This is a genomic window from Pseudomonas sp. JDS28PS106 (assembly GCF_036706555.1).
In the GTDB taxonomy this organism is placed as follows: Bacteria; Pseudomonadota; Gammaproteobacteria; order Pseudomonadales; family Pseudomonadaceae; genus Aquipseudomonas.
On the sequence record NZ_JBAJGT010000006.1, the window covers coordinates 301377 to 318093 of the forward strand.

14 protein-coding genes are annotated in these 16717 nt (G+C 56.0%); 12 read left to right on the forward strand and 2 right to left on the reverse strand.

The features are described 5' to 3' along the window. Position 1 precedes the first annotated feature (1 nt). Positions 2-1186, reverse strand: a complete 1185-nt coding sequence (desA, locus tag TRP66_RS12820; RefSeq protein ID WP_333402770.1) for a delta-9 fatty acid desaturase DesA — start codon at positions 1184-1186, stop codon at positions 2-4. A 156-nt stretch (positions 1187-1342) separates the two neighbouring features. Here desA and dibA point away from each other — a divergent pair, with 156 nt between their 5' ends. The 6 genes from dibA to TRP66_RS12850 all read left to right on the forward strand — a co-directional run bounded on the left by dibA (position 1343) and on the right by TRP66_RS12850 (position 7715). Further along, positions 1343-3253 (forward strand): phosphodiesterase DibA, encoded by a 1911-nt coding sequence (gene dibA, locus TRP66_RS12825; protein ID WP_333402772.1) that lies wholly within the window; start codon positions 1343-1345, stop codon positions 3251-3253. Between the two features lie 196 nt (positions 3254-3449). Further along, complete coding sequence (gene oscA, locus TRP66_RS12830; RefSeq protein WP_333402774.1) at positions 3450-3632, forward strand: sulfur starvation response protein OscA; 183 nt, start codon at positions 3450-3452, stop codon at positions 3630-3632. A gap of 142 nt (positions 3633-3774) precedes the next feature. Further along, entirely contained in the window at positions 3775-4782 is a 1008-nt protein-coding gene (locus TRP66_RS12835; RefSeq protein WP_333402776.1) for a sulfate ABC transporter substrate-binding protein, read from the forward strand. A 232-nt stretch (positions 4783-5014) separates the two neighbouring features. After that, the gene (cysT, locus tag TRP66_RS12840; protein WP_333402778.1) at positions 5015-5836 is read left to right on the forward strand and encodes a sulfate ABC transporter permease subunit CysT; all 822 of its coding nucleotides are present in this window, start codon (positions 5015-5017) and stop codon (positions 5834-5836) included. A 10-nt stretch (positions 5837-5846) separates the two neighbouring features. After that, positions 5847-6719 carry a sulfate ABC transporter permease subunit CysW gene (gene cysW, locus TRP66_RS12845; RefSeq protein WP_333402780.1) on the forward strand — a complete coding sequence of 291 codons (873 nt, stop codon included), beginning with the start codon at positions 5847-5849 and terminating at the stop codon, positions 6717-6719. A gap of 3 nt (positions 6720-6722) precedes the next feature. After that, positions 6723-7715, forward strand: coding sequence for a sulfate/molybdate ABC transporter ATP-binding protein (locus TRP66_RS12850; RefSeq protein ID WP_333402782.1), 993 nt, complete (start codon positions 6723-6725; stop codon positions 7713-7715). A 17-nt stretch (positions 7716-7732) separates the two neighbouring features. On the opposite strand, the gene TRP66_RS12855 is transcribed toward TRP66_RS12850, so the two are convergent. Next, on the reverse strand, positions 7733-8479 hold the full coding sequence (locus tag TRP66_RS12855; RefSeq protein ID WP_333402784.1) for an NRDE family protein: 747 nt from the start codon (positions 8477-8479) through the stop codon (positions 7733-7735). A 270-nt stretch (positions 8480-8749) separates the two neighbouring features. On the opposite strand from TRP66_RS12855, the gene lgt reads away from it, so the two are divergent. From lgt to TRP66_RS12885, 6 genes are all read left to right on the forward strand, one after another. Further along, the gene (gene lgt / locus TRP66_RS12860) at positions 8750-9562 is read left to right on the forward strand and encodes a prolipoprotein diacylglyceryl transferase (protein ID WP_333402786.1); all 813 of its coding nucleotides are present in this window, start codon (positions 8750-8752) and stop codon (positions 9560-9562) included. 50 nt (positions 9563-9612) lie between these two features. Then, the gene (gene thyA / locus TRP66_RS12865) at positions 9613-10317 is read left to right on the forward strand and encodes a thymidylate synthase (RefSeq protein ID WP_333402789.1); all 705 of its coding nucleotides are present in this window, start codon (positions 9613-9615) and stop codon (positions 10315-10317) included. Between the two features lie 88 nt (positions 10318-10405). Next, entirely contained in the window at positions 10406-11638 is a 1233-nt protein-coding gene (locus TRP66_RS12870) for a tyrosine-type recombinase/integrase (RefSeq protein WP_314568063.1), read from the forward strand. Next, on the forward strand, positions 11638-13989 hold the full coding sequence (locus TRP66_RS12875) for a tyrosine-type recombinase/integrase (RefSeq protein ID WP_333402793.1): 2352 nt from the start codon (positions 11638-11640) through the stop codon (positions 13987-13989). Before TRP66_RS12870 ends, TRP66_RS12875 begins: the two co-directional genes overlap by 1 nt. 15 nt (positions 13990-14004) lie before the next feature. Next, positions 14005-16116, forward strand: a complete 2112-nt coding sequence (locus tag TRP66_RS12880; RefSeq protein ID WP_333402795.1) for a site-specific integrase — start codon at positions 14005-14007, stop codon at positions 16114-16116. Beyond that, positions 16109-16633: a hypothetical protein gene (locus TRP66_RS12885; protein ID WP_333402797.1), complete on the forward strand. Its 525-nt coding sequence runs from the start codon at positions 16109-16111 to the stop codon at positions 16631-16633. Before TRP66_RS12880 ends, TRP66_RS12885 begins: the two co-directional genes overlap by 8 nt. The last annotated feature ends 84 nt before the right edge of the window (positions 16634-16717 follow it).

Consider the following 16717-nt stretch of genomic DNA (forward strand, 5'->3'; position numbering starts at 1 on the left):
GTCAGGCTTGAGCAGGACGCAGCGAGTAGGTCTTGAGCTGGCCGGCGAAGTCGCGCAGCGACTGGATGCCGCTGGCTTCGGCTTCATGGACCCATTCCTTGATGGCCGACAGCATATCGTGGCCGTTGCTGCTGGTCCTGGCCCAGATCTGTTGCAGCGCCAGACGTTTCTCGTAGATCACTTTCAGCGCCTGGCTGTGCTCCAGCATGGTCTGGATCCGCACATGATGCCGGTCTTCGAGAAGGCTGGTTTCGCGAGACAGCAAGCGCTTGGCGCGATGGAACTGGTGCCGAACCGATGCGTCGGCCTTGGCCAGCTCCTGGGTCACCAGCGGCGCGATCACCAGCTTGCGATACTGGGCCATGATCTGGAAACGGTTGTTGAGGATCGCCATGGCGGTATCCATGTCCATGCTGCCCTTGCCTTCGACCCGATGCGCGATGGGCGCGACACGCTGCACCTTCGCCAGCCGCAGGAAGCTGAACAGCTTGATCCATGCCCAGCCCATGTCGAATTCCCAGGGCTTGACCGACAGTTTGGCCGAATTGGGGTAGGTGTGATGGTTGTTATGCAGCTCTTCGCCGCCGATCACGATGCCCCACGGCACCAGATTGGTGGCAGCGTCGCGGCATTCGAAATTGCGGTAACCCACCGCGTGGCCAAGGCCGTTGACCACACCCGCGGCCCAGAACGGAATCCACATCATCTGCACCGCCCAGACCGTGATGCCAGTGACGCCGAACAGCGCCAGGTCGATGACCGCCATCAAGGCGATGCCCAGCAGCTTGTAACGGGTGTACAGGTTGCGCTCAATCCAGTCGTCCGGGCAGTTCTTGCCGTAGATGCGCAGGGTATCCTCGTTGCGCGCCTCTTCGCGGTACAGCTCCGCGCCCTTGCGCAGTACCGTGGACAGGCCTTTGACGACCGGGCTGTGCGGATCGTCGGCGGTTTCGCATTTTGCGTGATGTTTGCGGTGGATGGCTGTCCACTCACGTGTGTTCTGCGCGGTGGTGAGCCACAGCCAGAACCTGAAGAAATGTTTGAGTCCCGCATTCAGCTCCAGCGACCGATGCGCCGAGTAGCGATGCAGATAGACCGTAACCGCGACGATGGTCACATGGGTCATCGCCAGCGTGACCGCTATTACCTGCCAGACGGAAAGGTCGAGCAAACCGTTGTACCACATAGGCTGTTGGGCCCTCGAGAAGACACTCGTGAAGAAAAATGTAACCGCAGCATTATCTCTGAGCCTGCACAGAAAACCAGTCACGCTGACAGATAAGCGTCGCAGGATGTTTCTTACTTTATAATCCGGTCTTTTCGTAAGGTTTTTCGCTTTCTTATGTCAGATTCATCTCGTAATGCGCTTGGGATGGCGCTTATGTACGGCGCTCTGTCCGCCCTGGCCTGGATCGTCGGCGCGTTTGTCGTGCCGCGACTGATCGACGATCCCGCGGATCAGGCGTCGATCATCCGGGTCGGCGGTCTGCTGTGGCTGCTGCTCGGCGCCGTCATGATCTTTGTGGCGCGCAAGCGTGCGCTGCCCCGCCACCGCCAGGACGAGCACGAGCGTCTGCGCCTGGGCTGGGCGGTGTTCGACAGCACCCATGAGGGCGTGCTGGTCAGCGACGCACAAGGACGGATCGTTCACGTCAATCGCGCTTTCGTGGAGATCACCGGCTACCAGCCTGAAGAAGTGCTCGGTTTCAACCCGAGCAAGTTCAAGTCCGGGCGTCACGGTCCCGAGTTCTACCAGCAGATGTATCGCTCGATACTCAGCGCCGGGCAGTGGAGCGGAGAGATCTGGAATCGTCGCAAGAGCGGCGAAATCTATCCGCAATGGCAGAGCATTCGCGGGATCAAGGATGAGTCAGGCGAACTGCGCCATTTCGTGGCGGTGTTTTCCGATCTGACGGCGATCAAGCGCTCGGAGCAGGAACTGACCCAGCTCGCCCACTACGACGCCCTGACGCAATTGCCCAATCGGCTGCTGTTCACCGATCGCACCGCTCAGGCGCTGGTGACGGCGCGCTCCAGCAAACGCGGCTGCGGGCTGCTGTTGATCGATCTGGACCATTTCAAGAATATTAACGACAGTCTCGGCCATACCTTGGGTGATGAAGTGCTCAGGGCAGTGGCGGATCGCCTCAAGGGACTGTTCGACGACAGCGACCTGACGCTGGCCCGGCTGGGCGGCGACGAGTTCGGTCTGCTGGTGAAGAACTGCCCGCAAATGGTTCAGGCCGCGGCGCTGGCGCAACGGATCATCGATGCGTTCAAGGAACCCTTCATGCTGGAAGGCCATCGGCTGTTCATCACTGCCAGCATCGGCATCAGCCTGTTCCCCGATGACGCGCAATCGGCCGGGCAATTGCTGCGCAACGCCGATTCCGCCCTGTTCAAGGCCAAGAGCAACGGCCGCGAGGGCTATGCGCTCTATACCCAGGAGCTGACTGCCCACGCCCAGCACCGGGTGGAACTGGCAAGCGAATTGCGCCGGGCCATCGAACAGCAGGAATTGCGGGTGTTCTATCAGCCCGTCCACGATCTGGGCACCCGTCGGATCAAGGGTGTGGAAGCGCTGGTGCGCTGGCAGCATCCCCAACGCGGCATGGTGTCGCCCGCCGAGTTCATTCCCATCGCCGAGCAGAGCGGGCTGATCGCCGCTATCGATGCCTGGGTGCTGAATACCGCCTGTTGCCAGATGCAGCGCTGGGTTGAGCAAGGGCTGGAGATATCCTTCGTGGCGGTCAACGTCTCCAGCCGCTTGTTCGTCCATGGCGACCTCGACGTGCGCGTGGCGCAGGCTCTGGAAGACAGCGGGCTCGACCCTGCCTTTCTGGAGCTGGAAATCACCGAAAGCGCAGTGATGGACGACCCGGATCAGGCCATCGAGCAGATGCATCGCTTGCGCGAGCTGGGCGTGCGCCTGGCAATCGACGATTTCGGAACCGGTTATTCCTCATTGCTGAGGCTCAAACGCATGCCGGTGCAGAAACTCAAGATCGATCAGGGCTTTGTGGCCGGCCTGCCCGAAGCTGATGACGACATTTCCATCGTGCGGGCAATCATCGCACTGGCGAAAAGCATGGGGATGCGGGTACTGGCAGAAGGCGTCGAACAGGCGGAGCAAGCGGCTTTCCTGCTGGAAAACGGCTGCGAACTGGGCCAGGGCTATTGGTTTGCAAGGCCCGCCCCGGCCACCGAAATCGACTGGACGAGCGCGCCGGAGTTCTTGCCGCCGGCCAGCTGAGATTCTGCGTACCAGAGCGGCCGGAGCGTGCAATGCGCCGAAGCCGCCCTCGTCGCTCGCTAATTCACTTTGGTTATATTTGAATTCTTAAATAGTCTTTTTAAGAATATCTCCGTGTCTCTAATATCGCTTCCAACGCCAGGCGCGTCGCTCCCAGTCGCGACGCCAGGCCTACCTAATTTCAAGGAATACGATTATGAGCGCATCTCTACGTAGTGTTGACGGTCAGGACGAAGCAGCGATTCTGCGTGAGATCCAGAGTGCGTTGCGTGACCTGCGTTTCGGCGCCGTCGAAATTACCGTGCATAACGCCCAGGTGGTGCAGATAGAGCGCAAGGAAAAATTCCGTCTGCAGAATTCCGGCTCCAAGCCCAACTGACGCTGTACCCGACTGGTTCACCGGAGGGCTCACCTTGACTCCTGATACACCGCTGCACCGCAGCGCGTCCTGTCGAATGCGACCTTGACGCGCGAAGAAAAAAATCAAAAGCCGACAGACAGAATCACCAGGAGCGTTACCCATGTCCATTCGTCGTTTTGCACTGGCCGCACTTGCCAGCGCGGTTTTCGCAGGTTCGGCAGTCGCCAAGGATTACGAACTGCTCAACGTGTCGTACGATCCGACTCGCGAGCTGTATCAGGAATACAACGCGGAGTTCGCCAAGCACTGGAAACAGGCGCATCCGGACGACAGCGTCACCATCAAGCAGTCCCACGGTGGCTCGGGCAAGCAGGCGCGAGGCGTCATCGACGGCCTGCGGGCCGATGTGGTGACCCTGGCGCTGGCCGGTGACATCGACGAAATCGCCAAACTGGGCAAAACATTGCCTGAGGACTGGCAGACCCGCCTGCCGCAGGCCAGCACGCCATACACCTCGACCATCGTGTTCCTGGTGCGCAAGGGCAATCCCAAAGGCATCAAGGACTGGGGCGATCTGATCAAGAAAGACGTTTCCGTGATCACGCCCAACCCGAAAACCAGCGGCGGCGCGCGCTGGAACTTCCTGGCCGCCTACGGCTATGGCCTGAAAACCGGCGGCAGCGATGCCAAGGCGCAAGAATACGTGAAGGAGTTGTTCAAACATGTTCCGGTCCTGGACACAGGCGCTCGTGGCTCGACCATCACCTTCGTCAACAACGGTCAGGGCGATGTGCTGCTGGCGTGGGAAAACGAAGCTTTCCTCGCACTGAAAGAAGACGGCGGCGCGGATAAATTCGATATCGTCGTACCTTCTCTGTCGATCCTGGCCGAACCGCCGGTGGCCGTGGTCGACAAGAACGCCGAGAAGAAGGGCAACACCGAAATCGCCACCGAATACCTCAAGCATCTGTACAGCAAGGAAGGCCAGGAAATCGCGGCGAAGAACTTCTACCGTCCACGGGATGCCGAAGTGGCGGCGAAGTACGAGAAGCAGTTCCCGAAACTGAACCTGCTGACCATCGACAAGGACTTCGGCGGCTGGAAAACTGCCCAGCCGAAATTCTTCAACGATGGCGGTGTGTTCGACCAGATCTACCAGGCGCAGTAATCTGCGCAAGCCGCCCTTGTGGCGGCTGTCTGGTCTAGTGGCCCGGGCTTCATGCCCGGGCTTTGGTGCATCAAATCAAATTGAGGGCTTCATGAAAACGTAGCGAGCGAAGGCAAGGCAAGGCAAAAACAGGCGTGGAAGCGCAGTTTAGTGAACTAAATGAGCATTCCGCGCCTGTTTTTAACGCAGCATTGTCGAGCGCAGTAGTTTTCATGAGGCCCGAAGGGCTTTTATGTCGCGTCGTATTTCCCCCGTCATACCCGGCTTCGGGCTGACGCTGGGCTACACCTTGGTGTACCTCAGTCTGATTGTGCTGATCCCGCTGGCGGCCATGTTCGTTCATGCCGCGCAGCTGACCTGGGAGCAGTTCTGGACCATCATTTCCGCGCCTCGCGTGCTCGCTGCCCTGAAGCTGAGTTTCGGCGCGGCGTTCTGTGCGGCGCTGATCAACGGCGTGATCGGCACGCTGCTGGCCTGGGTGCTGGTGCGCTATACCTTTCCCGGTCGCAAAATCATCGATGCGATGATCGACCTGCCGTTCGCGCTGCCGACGGCCGTGGCCGGCATCGCCCTGACTGCGCTGTACGCGCCGAACGGACTGGTAGGGCAGTTCGCGACCGATCTGGGTTTCAAGATCGCCTACACGCCGCTCGGCATTACCCTGGCGCTGACCTTCGTTACCATGCCGTTCGTGGTCCGTACCGTGCAGCCAGTCCTGGCCGACATTCCCCGTGAAGTAGAGGAAGCGGCAGCCTGCCTGGGCGCGCGCCCTTTGCAAGTGTTCCGCCATGTCCTGATGCCGGCGTTGTTGCCCGCCTGGCTGACCGGTTTCGCCCTGGCCTTCGCCCGTGGCGTCGGTGAGTACGGCTCGGTGATCTTCATTGCCGGCAACATGCCGATGAAGACCGAAATCCTGCCGCTGCTGATCATGGTCAAGCTCGATCAATACGATTACACCGGCGCGACGGCCATTGGCGTAATGATGCTGGTGGTGTCCTTCATTCTGCTGCTGCTGATCAACCTGCTGCAGCGACGCATCGAAACCCCGGCCTGAGGAGGCGTGCATGTCTGGTTCATCCGTTAGTGCCGCGACCTCGGCCAACGACGCCCGCCGTGGCAATGCCACGGCTCGACGCGTCCTGATCGGCCTGGGCTGGCTGATTTTCGCCCTGTTCCTGGGGCTGCCGCTGGTCATCGTGGTGTCGCAAGGCCTGAAGAACGGCTTGGGCACTTTCATGTCAGCGATTCTCGAACCCGATGCCTTGTCGGCCTTGAAGCTGACGGTCATCGCCGTGCTGATCTCGGTGCCGCTGAATCTGGTGTTCGGTGTCAGTGCCGCCTGGTGCGTGAGCAAGTACTCGTTCCGCGGCAAGAGCATCCTCGTGACCCTGATCGACCTGCCGTTCTCGGTGTCGCCGGTGATCGCCGGTCTGGTCTACGTGCTGATGTTCGGCGCCCAGGGCCTGTTCGGACCTTGGCTGCAGGATCACGACATTCAGATCGTATTCGCCCTGCCGGGCATCGTGCTGGCGACCATCTTCGTCACCGTACCGTTCGTGGCCCGTGAGCTGATCCCGCTGATGCAGGAGCAGGGCACGCAAGAGGAAGAAGCCGCGCGCCTGCTAGGCGCCAATGGCTGGCAGATGTTCTGGCATGTGACCATGCCGAACATCAAATGGGGCCTGATCTACGGCGTGGTGCTGTGTACCGCGCGGGCGATGGGCGAGTTCGGCGCGGTGTCGGTGGTGTCCGGCCACATCCGCGGCGTCACCAACACCCTGCCGCTGCACGTCGAAATCCTCTACAACGAATACAACCACGTCGCGGCCTTCGCCGTGGCGAGCCTGTTGCTGATCCTGGCGCTGTTCATCCTGCTGCTCAAGCAGTGGAGCGAATCCCGCATTGACCGTCTGCGCAACAGCGCGGCGGAGGAATAATACATGTCGATCGAAGTCCGTAACGTCAGCAAGAACTTCAACGCGTTCAAGGCCCTGAACAGCATCAATCTGGACATCCAGAGTGGCGAACTGGTCGCCTTGCTGGGCCCGTCGGGCTGCGGCAAGACCACCTTGCTGCGCATCATCGCCGGTCTCGAAACGCCGGATACCGGCAGCATCGTGTTCCACGGCGAAGATGTGTCCGGCCACGACGTGCGGGACCGCAACGTCGGGTTCGTTTTCCAGCACTATGCGCTGTTCCGGCACATGACGGTGTTCGACAACGTCGCCTTCGGTCTGCGCATGAAGCCCAAGGGCCAGCGCCCGAACGAAACGCGCATCGCCGAGAAAGTCCATGAACTGCTGAACATGGTCCAGCTGGACTGGCTGGCCGACCGCTACCCCGAGCAGTTGTCGGGCGGCCAGCGTCAGCGTATCGCCCTGGCCCGCGCCTTGGCGGTCGAACCCAAGGTGCTGCTGCTCGACGAGCCGTTCGGTGCGCTGGATGCCAAGGTCCGCAAGGAGCTGCGTCGCTGGCTGGCGCGCTTGCATGAAGACATCAACCTGACTTCGGTATTCGTGACCCACGACCAGGAAGAAGCCATGGAAGTGGCCGACCGCATCGTGGTGATGAACAAGGGCGTGATCGAGCAGATCGGTTCGCCGGGCGAGGTGTACGAGAATCCGTCCAGTGACTTCGTGTACCACTTCCTCGGCGACTCGAACCGTCTGGTCCTGGGTGGCGACGACGAACACTTGCTGTTCCGCCCGCATGAAGTGTCGCTGTCGCGTCAGGAGCTGGAAGACCACCACGCCGCCGAAGTCCGCGATATCCGCCCGCTGGGCGCGACCACCCGGGTGACGCTCAAGGTGGAAGGCCAGAGCGACCTGATCGAAGCCGAGGTGGTCAAGGATCACGACAGCCTGGTCGGCCTGTCGCGGGGCGAGACGCTGTTCTTCAAGCCCAAGGTCTGGCAGAAAGTCTCCAGCCTCTGATCGGCGTCCGGGCGGGGTCAGAGTGTCAGCTCGACCTCGCCCAGTCGCGCGCCGTATGGTCCGAAACTGTGTTCGATCATCCGGCGGCTGCCGTCGGCATTGACGATTAGCACCGTGCTGGCGCGGGTGCCGTAATGCGGGCTGGCGATGAAGACGCTGGAGAGCAGCGTTTCGGTCGCCAGGCCAACGCCGGTGTTGGGCAGCTCGGCGGCGGGCGCGGGTGTCGGATCGCGCAATAGCTCGAACAAGGCCGCCGGTTGCGGATCTGCGAGGTGCTCCGCCAACGCCGTCCTGGCCTTGATCAGCTTTGGCCACGGCGTATTCAGCCCGGCGTTGGACACGCCATAGACACCTTCTTCCAGACGCTGCGGCCGGGCCTCGACCGAATTCAGATAGTAAAGATTGCGGGAATCTCCCAGCAGAAGATTGAAACCTGTGTAATCGCCGACCCGGCCCGCGACTTCCGCCAGATAGTCATCCAGCGCCTGCGCACCGTTCAGATACCGGGCGACCAGATCGCCTCTGGAGCGTCGGCCGACGGCCTGGCCGGGATCGCGAATGTTGGTCAGCGCGGCAAAACGTCCGTTCTCGCCGACACCCATCCAGGTTCCGCCAGCTTCCAGGTCGCGTCCGGCATGAACATGCGGCGCGTCAGGCCATTGCGAGAGTGGCTCGGTTGGACGCGCATAAAACTCGTCCCGGTTGGCCGCCACGATCAAGGGTTGCGGATGACTGGGCCGCCAGGCGAAAACAATCAGGCACATGCGCTACTCCTTTTTTCGAACACTCTACGCAGACAACGCTCGCACATCCATCGCTCGCGGCTAGAGCATCATGCCCGGCTCCGGTAACATGCCCGACCTGCGCGAACGTCGGCGGTACGCCTTCGGCAACGCAAATAATTTTTCATGATTGGGCGCTGGCAAAAGTCACGCGGCCCCACGCATAGTCTGCGACCCAAGCCGCGGCACGGTTCTCCGTCGTCCGCTCATGAGTTTCAATCGCTCTGGTGAGCATTCATTCAAGGAGTCGCAATGCTGCCTTATCCGCAGATTGACCCGGTAGCGGTGTCGCTCGGCCCGCTGCAAATCCACTGGTACGGGTTGATGTATCTGGTCGGCATCGGCGGAGCCTGGCTGCTCGCGTCGCGGCGCCTCAACCGCTTCGATCCGACCTGGACCAAGGAAAAACTGTCCGACCTGATCTTCTGGCTGGCGATGGGCGTCATCGTCGGTGGACGTCTGGGTTACGTGCTGTTCTACGACCTGTCCAACTACCTCGCGCATCCGTTGCTGATTTTCGAAGTATGGAAGGGCGGCATGGCTTTCCATGGCGGGTTCATCGGCGTGATGCTGGCGGCCTGGTGGTTCGGCAAACGCAACGGCAAGACCTTCTTCCAGTTGATGGATTTCGTCGCCCCGCTGGTGCCGATCGGCCTGGGCGCCGGACGCATCGGCAACTTCATCAATGCCGAATTGTGGGGCAAGCCGAGCGACGTGCCGTGGGCGATGGTCTTCCCGCCCTTCAGCGACCCTGCGCAGCTGGCGCGTCACCCTTCGCAGCTGTACCAGTTCGCGCTCGAAGGCGTCGCGTTGTTCATCATTCTCAACCTTTACGCACGCAAGCCGAGGCCGACCATTGCCGTCTCCGGCATGTTCGCCCTGTTCTACGGCATTTTCCGCTTCATCGTGGAATTCGTCCGGGTGCCGGACGCGCAGCTGGGCTACCTGGCCTGGGGCTGGGTGACCATGGGGCAGATTCTCAGTCTGCCGATGATCATTGCCGGTCTGGTCATGATCTGGCTGGCCTACAAGCGTGCCCCGGTTGCCGGCAAGGCAGCGGTCTAACACCGAAGCGCCGGGCCCGAGCCCGGCGTCTTCATCGATGCAGGTGATTTATGAAGCAATATCTGGAACTCGTCGCCCATGTGATCAAGCACGGGACCTTGCAGGCCAACCGCACCGGCGTGAACACCATCAGTTTTCCCGGTGCGATGCTGCGCTATGACCTGCAGGAAGGTTTCCCGGCGATTACCACCCGGCGTATGGCCTTCAAGTCCGCCATCGGCGAGATGGTGGGTTTTTTGCGTGGGGTCAACAACGCGGCGGAGTTTCGCGCGCTGGGCTGCAAGGTCTGGGACCAGAACGCCAATGAAAACAGCCAGTGGCTGAACAACCCGTTTCGCCAGGGCGAAGACGACCTGGGCGAAATCTACGGCGTGCAATGGCGCAAGTGGCCGGCCTACAAGCGCATCGTCGCAAGCAATACGGCAGCCATCGAGCTGGCGCTCGGGCAGGGCTATCGCCAGATCGCCGAGTCCGAAGAGGACGGCGAGTCTTTCGTGGTGCTGTACAAGGCCATCGACCAGATTCGTCAGTGCGTCGACACCATCATCAATGATCCGGGCAGCCGCCGGATTCTGTTCCACGGCTGGAACTGCGCGCAGCTGGACGAAATGGCCTTGCCGCCTTGCCACTTGCTGTACCAGCTGCACCCGAACCCGCAGACCCGCGAGATTTCCCTGACGCTGTACATCCGCTCCAACGACCTGGGTCTTTTATCGGAGCAAGGTGATACCGCACAGTATGCCCTAGCTGCGTAAAAAAATTTCTCGCCCTTCATAATTTATCCTGACGGCCTGGTACTGCACATGATGCATACTATGAAGCCGATAAATGAAGGAAGGTTGTATGAAGGTGTTGGTGGCGGCTCGCTCAAGGCTTGATCTGAAGCAGTCGCATCTAAATGATGAGGCACCCTCAGTGGGGGGGGTGCGCACCGTGCTTGGTGCGGCCTTGTTTGATGGCAAAGAGCAAATCGTCCGGTACGTCAGCGAGTACCTGACCGAGGGAGCGAAGGACAGTACCTTATCTTTCGAAACTCTAGAAACGTATGGCCGTAATCTAGGCTATCTGATTGAGCACCATCAGAAAGACGAAGACTATAGTCATCTGACTCCTGATGAAATTCTGCTCCGCTTGAGCAGTAGCTCGCTGAGCCAATACTTCTGCCATCTGCGCGAAGTTGGGAATCTTGCTGGTACGACTATTCGTAATAGGGATGCAACTTATCTGGCTTTCTATTCAGAGTTTCTTTGCGTGGATGGCAAGCGCCGTAAAGCCTACCGCGCTGACAATCCATATGTACTAGGTTTGTTTACCCCGGCCCCTAAACGCAAGCTTGTTCAGCCCTGCGATCCAGGCGAGCTAAAAGAACTAATCCTCTGCTCGCAGTTGGAGCGTGAGCGTTGCCTTTTGCAATTTGTCTTTGACGCGGGCTTACGAAGCTCGGAAGTAGGGCGGGTAACTCTCAAGTCAGTTAAGGATGCTTTGAGTTTTGCCAGCACTAAGCTTCTAGGTCGTCCTGGCACTGAGGGTGCGTTGCCAAATTACTGCCCTATCTTCATCGAGGGGAGTAAGGGGCGTGGAAATAACTTCAAAGAAAGGTATTCACTGGTCAGCCGCCCCACGCTGGAGCGTATCAGAAAGTACCATGCCTCTCCACTCTATAAAAAGTATGCCGCTCGCCATGCTAGTGAAGCTGTAACACCGTGCTTCTTCAATGCCAATGGTGAAGCCTATACAGAAGATTCCTTTGCCAAATTGATGGAGAGGGTTTCTGAGCGGGGCACTAAGTCCGGGAGGCTGTCACGCATGGTCTCACCACATAAGCTTCGGCACGGTAACGCTTACGCAATTCTGAATAGCCCAGATCTTGGTGAGAGCTTGCTTGATCGCATGGTAATAGCCCAAAAGTCTTTGGGGCATTCCCGTCTGCAGACCATGGAAACGTATACCGCAATTCCCCAAGAGATCTATAACAGTCTGTGCAATGCTGATTCTGAGCTTAAAAACAGAGCCGATGTAATGGCGCAGCTTGCTGCAGAAACCCGTAAGCGTATTGATCTGAGTGACAAGAAGTAATGAATCGCCTTGAACATATCGCAGCTTGGTATTCCACCACGGCTGCAGACCAAACACTGCTGCTTGAAAGCGAGTTCGTGTCGGGCAAGACCAATGGTGAGCTTATACTCACACCTGCATATATTGCTCGGAACGACCTAAGTGGTAGCCCCGAGGCACTCGGTAAATACACCAAGCTTTTGGTCATCGAGTTGGAGGCAAAAGGTATTCTCCAATTTGGCGAGCTGTCTTCCACAGCCTGCAACTGGCGCATTAAGATCTTTGGCTGGTATGCAGGCCTAACCGATGAAGAAAAGAGCCATATCTGGCTCTTTAGCAATAAGATTACGGCGAGTCATCTTGATAAAAACATCAAGGGTTTCAGGGGCGTTATTGGCGGCGCTGGCTACCTTAAAGGCGTTAGAGATGCGTTTGAAACTATCAACGCAGAGCATATGCTGGCGGGTTTCGCTGATCCGTCGTATCTGACGGTTAAAGAGCGCTCAGCACTGAGGGGGCAGTCGCCGTCGTCGAGGGCTGTGGATCCCCTGTTTGAACTGAGAGAGCGGTCACTCCATTCCGTCGCCGAACTTGCAGTCTCGACTCCCGGTGTCCCCTATGCACCGCTGCTTCACTTAATAGCGCAGGCTTCGCTTAGCCTGAAACAAATCCAAAAGGTCAAAAGCTATTGGACATCCTTTACATATTTGAAAAATATGCTGGATAAGCAGGGTTTTGCTGAGGGCGCGGAATATTCGGTTTTGCTGGATCCTCTGCTTTTGGCTAACTTTAGGAAATTTCTAGGCGAATCTGTCAACTCAAGAGTGATATCGCCTACCTATGCAACAGGTATCCTGAGTCATGTGCGCTCAGCCCTCAAGTTTGCGCGGACAGTGCGAGGCTTGGATGAATTCAAGTTTATTAATGTGCCCGGTTTTGCAGAGGAGCGTGTTACAGACAGCAATCGCCCATACCTACCCAGTGAGCGCCTTCTTATCGCAGATGTAGTCGAAGCAGACATCGATAAGTACATGCGATTGTCTGAGCCCTATATGCTTAGCTTCGTTGGAGAGAATCCTTGCAAGCCTGACGGAACTTTTAAGTGGGGTGACGATGTCATCGACAATGCTCGATGGGTGTTTGAGAACGTCCTGGACTGCCAATTTGATTTTCGGCATCGCGAAATTAGCAACAAGTATGAGAAATTCTTCCTACGAGCTATCTCGATTGGAAGTTCGCTAGGCATCAAAGGTGTCCTCGAAAGCTGGGGGATTATTTGGAAAGTGGATGCTACTGTCATATCGCCGTTTATGGTTAGATTGGCCCAAGTCACTGGCTTGAATGCAAACTCCTTGAAGTACCTACGAGTTGACGATTATGTCGAGCGCCATCCGTTGACGTTGCGCCCCTGTCTTCGTTATTGGAAAGAGCGATCTTCGGGTGAGATGGAATACCACCTTGACATCTTTCACGCAGAAATCACGTGGCTAACTCACGCTCAGTCAGTTGAGGTAAAGCGGATAATCGACTGCGTGCTCCGCCTAACGGCTGAAATTCGAGTAAAAGCTCCTGATGTAATGAAGGGTCACCTATTCATCTGGGAGTCCTCTGGCGGGAAAACCTTTGGTCGAATCAAATCGCTTGAATTGTCGCGCTTAGATGTTGTTACTGACTTGTTTGGTGAATATTCACGTGCCAAGGCGCTGGTAGGCGAGGATGGCGCTCCCCTAACGATTACTCCTTCGCGCCTACGACCCAGCTTCATTAGTGAGCTTGTTGAAAAGGGAGTGTCGCTCAGAGAGGTTCAGTATATCCTTGGTCACAAATTTATCACCACCACTATTGATTACCTCGATCAGCTTGACTACAACAGAATTGCAAGAGAAAAGCTTAACGTTGAAATTAATGCCTTGCACAAGCGAACTTTTGATCATGATGATGGAGCGACGCCTCGTGGAAAGTCGGCGCCAGCTGTGTCAACCCAGGAAAAAGATGAATCTAATATAATCTTTAGGACTCCGTTGGCCGATTGTAGAAATATCTTCAATCCGCCAGAACATATCAGGAAGTCGGCTAATTACATTCCGGGACGACCTTGCTCTCTTTATAACAAGTGCCTTTCTTGTGATAACAGTATGATTACGGCACTAAATCTCCCGCATATCTTTGCTCTGGGGCGAGATTATCGTAAAGCCATGCAGATATCCCGAATCATGGATACTCCATATGGCAAAGTGATAATTGAAAACTTAGGCATTATTGAAGATATTATCGGCCCGAACTCAGACTTTTCGGAGGATGAGTTGGCCCAGGCCGACGCGGAGTCAGACTTCATTGAGTCTACCATTTTGATTGATAGTGTTGGGCTCTAAATTTTAAGGTTATTTATGCTTGCTGATGAACACAAAATTCTTCCATTGCTCCAACTATCACGTTTCAAAGAGCTTGTCGGGCGTCTTCTGTATAGCAGTTTTGATTCTGTCGAAAATCTTCAACCGTCGCTTGAGGCTCTAGCGTTTTTTGACTTTCTGCGTATGCTGAAAGTCAGCAAGCTTTCGTCTTTTCTTGATTCGGTTTGGGATTGGAACGCCGATAACCTCAATGTTGCAAAAACGATGAAAGGCACCAAGTTGTCAATCAATTTTGAGCGCCATAAGTGGATCCCTCAAGAGGTCATTCTGGAGCTCAAAATCATCATTTATTGCTATTCCTTGGCGCCTGGCATCCTTACTCAGCTTGATGATGAGTCGAAAGCAAAAAAACCTTCTAAAAAGCAGACGATTGTAGCTTTGTTCGACCAAGGTCTTCTGTACATCGATACTTTGTACCAAGTGCTTTCTCGCAAGCTTGGTGTCGAGTACGTCCGCTCTGAAATTTGCTCGCTTAAAGACGTGCCTGCCCATTATTTTGAACTAGCCGCCAGCGAACACAAGTATGCGTATTCGTCTAGGGTTCGCATGTTCGTTTCGATTATTACTGCGCAGTTTTTCCAGGATACGGTGTTTAACGGGGCAGTGGCAAACATTGATCCTGATCGGCTGCATTGGAAGAAGAAATCTACCGACGTTATTTCTCAAGGAGAGAAGGACTCTAGGGGCAAAAAGAAGAAAATTATTTCGAACGAATGTTTTCAACGCGCTTCCTCGTTGGGTTCGTTCGCTATCGTGGATTTCTTGGACGCGATGGGGCATCCGGTCGCTGATAAGGCCTCGCTGGAGAGGAGAAATCAAAGGTGTTATTTTGCTTCTCACGATAACGGGCTTACGCCAGAGGCATTTGCGGTCTATGCCTATAAGCGGCTTGATACAGCCGGCTACCCTAAGGAATTCATCCGTGAAGCCCTTGGTGCTGACAACCCGTACATGGATGAGATTCTGAGCACCTGCACCGTGACGGCGCTTAAACGTTACGCGGAAAAGTCAGGATCCGGTTCAACAGCAGGCAACCTTTGGCCCTACTTGAACTATGTCTCAAACGCTTGTATGTATATGATAGGTCAGTACACCGCTATGAGGGTTTCTGAACTCGCTGATTTGAAAGCAGAAGCTTGCTTAAAGCCTGATGGTCTTCGGTGGCTGATTCAGAGTAACGTTCATAAGCATGAAGAAGAATCCGTACTGCTTTTCGACGATTGCTGGGTTGCGATTCCCATCGTGCAGGATGCCGTTCGCGCTAGTATCTTGATTAATAAAATCAAGAACAATCCCTACATCTTCAGCAATGTATTCACTGTGCCGTATGGCAAAACAGGCGAGCCTCTTACCAGTAGTTCCTACAAGGAACCTCTGCTTGCGTTTATCAAATCGGCCATGCCGCCCGACGAGGCGGAAGGGATCCATTTTTATCCCAACATGCTTCGCCACACATTGGCATATCAGCTCTACAGGGCAGATGTAGGATTGCCCTTTATTTCCCACCAACTCAAACATTTTTCGGGGATTGTGGGTAGTTTTGGGCTGCGTAAGGGCTTTAGCCAAACGACGCTGGGATATGGCGAAATCGGAGACATGCTTGCGGGTACTGCTCATCAAAAGGAAAGTGGCGAGCTTCGGCACGCGGCTGAGTTGGAGCTTATTAAAAACGTCTATGACCCAGACAAAGGGTTCGCTGGAAAGCATGCTCAAGAACATGTTGCCCACATTGCAAAACATTTTGAAGGCTATATGGCAGCTGGATACACCAAGGAGGAGGTGTTTGAAGCTATCACGCGCCAGAAAATTGCCGTGATCAGCACAGGCCAGGCTTTCTGTTATGGGAACCGTGCTGAAGAATTCGACTCATCTATTCCTTGTATTGGAGGGTTGCGGTGCAATCCCCAGCGGTGCGCTAACGCCGTTATTACGGAGGGTAACGCTCCTGCATGGCGATCCGTTTTTGAGCAAAATCGTAGGATTCTGCGCAGCAAAGACGCCGAGCACCTGCATGAGGCTGCAAAAGCCGCGATGGAGGAAGCACTGGCGGTGCTATTAGAGCTAGGTCAGGAGGTGGACGATGAATGAGGAAAATTTGAGTGCAGGCCAAGCCTTCGATACGAAGAACCAAGAGGATTTCGACCGAAATACCGAAACTCTTACCAATGGCCTTATGCAGATTGCAGGAAGCGTCAAATTAAAGCCGACAGTTGCCGAGTTGAGTCGTATTACTGGTATACATAGGAATACGATCAGACAGCGCATTTGGCCAGGCCAGCGGCTGCTTGCAATCAAAGAGTCTCGCGCGGTTGAAGAGCTTCGTAAGAAGCTTGCCAAGGAGAAAAAGGCTGATCCTTTAACTGTGCTCACCGATAAGCTCCAAGCTTCGCGGCTTGAAGTCTTACATTGGTTCAATTACTCCAATGCTCTGTCAGAGAAGAGGATGAAACTGAAAGAAGAGCTTGCGATACAGTTGGATTCTAAAGCTTTTTATGTCAACCGAGTGGGCGAGCTCAATCAAAAGAACCAGGGTTTGCAAGCCGAAATTGATAGACTTCGCGGTGTTATTGATGTCCTGGAGTCAAGCCAGTCGGAGCGTATGTGATGATAGTTTATTTGAATTCGTTGAGCGATGTACTGTACTGGTCTTGCAAAAGCTGACCCCCTGCTCCAGCAAGAGCTTGGTGGT

Bases quoted from the DNA above. Each gene is read 5' to 3' on its own strand.
- desA (WP_333402770.1), bottom strand. From the start codon at position 1,186: ATGTGGTACAACGGTTTGCTCGACCTTTCCGTCTGGCAGGTAATAGCG.
- dibA (WP_333402772.1), top strand. From the start codon at position 1,343: ATGTCAGATTCATCTCGTAATGCGCTTGGGATGGCGCTTATGTACGGC.
- oscA (WP_333402774.1), top strand. From the start codon at position 3,450: ATGAGCGCATCTCTACGTAGTGTTGACGGTCAGGACGAAGCAGCGATT.
- TRP66_RS12835 (WP_333402776.1), top strand. From the start codon at position 3,775: ATGTCCATTCGTCGTTTTGCACTGGCCGCACTTGCCAGCGCGGTTTTC.
- cysT (WP_333402778.1), top strand. From the start codon at position 5,015: ATGTCGCGTCGTATTTCCCCCGTCATACCCGGCTTCGGGCTGACGCTG.
- cysW (WP_333402780.1), top strand. From the start codon at position 5,847: ATGTCTGGTTCATCCGTTAGTGCCGCGACCTCGGCCAACGACGCCCGC.
- TRP66_RS12850 (WP_333402782.1), top strand. From the start codon at position 6,723: ATGTCGATCGAAGTCCGTAACGTCAGCAAGAACTTCAACGCGTTCAAG.
- TRP66_RS12855 (WP_333402784.1), bottom strand. From the start codon at position 8,479: ATGTGCCTGATTGTTTTCGCCTGGCGGCCCAGTCATCCGCAACCCTTG.
- lgt (WP_333402786.1), top strand. From the start codon at position 8,750: ATGCTGCCTTATCCGCAGATTGACCCGGTAGCGGTGTCGCTCGGCCCG.
- thyA (WP_333402789.1), top strand. From the start codon at position 9,613: ATGAAGCAATATCTGGAACTCGTCGCCCATGTGATCAAGCACGGGACC.
- TRP66_RS12870 (WP_314568063.1), top strand. From the start codon at position 10,406: ATGAAGGTGTTGGTGGCGGCTCGCTCAAGGCTTGATCTGAAGCAGTCG.
- TRP66_RS12875 (WP_333402793.1), top strand. From the start codon at position 11,638: ATGAATCGCCTTGAACATATCGCAGCTTGGTATTCCACCACGGCTGCA.
- TRP66_RS12880 (WP_333402795.1), top strand. From the start codon at position 14,005: ATGCTTGCTGATGAACACAAAATTCTTCCATTGCTCCAACTATCACGT.
- TRP66_RS12885 (WP_333402797.1), top strand. From the start codon at position 16,109: ATGAATGAGGAAAATTTGAGTGCAGGCCAAGCCTTCGATACGAAGAAC.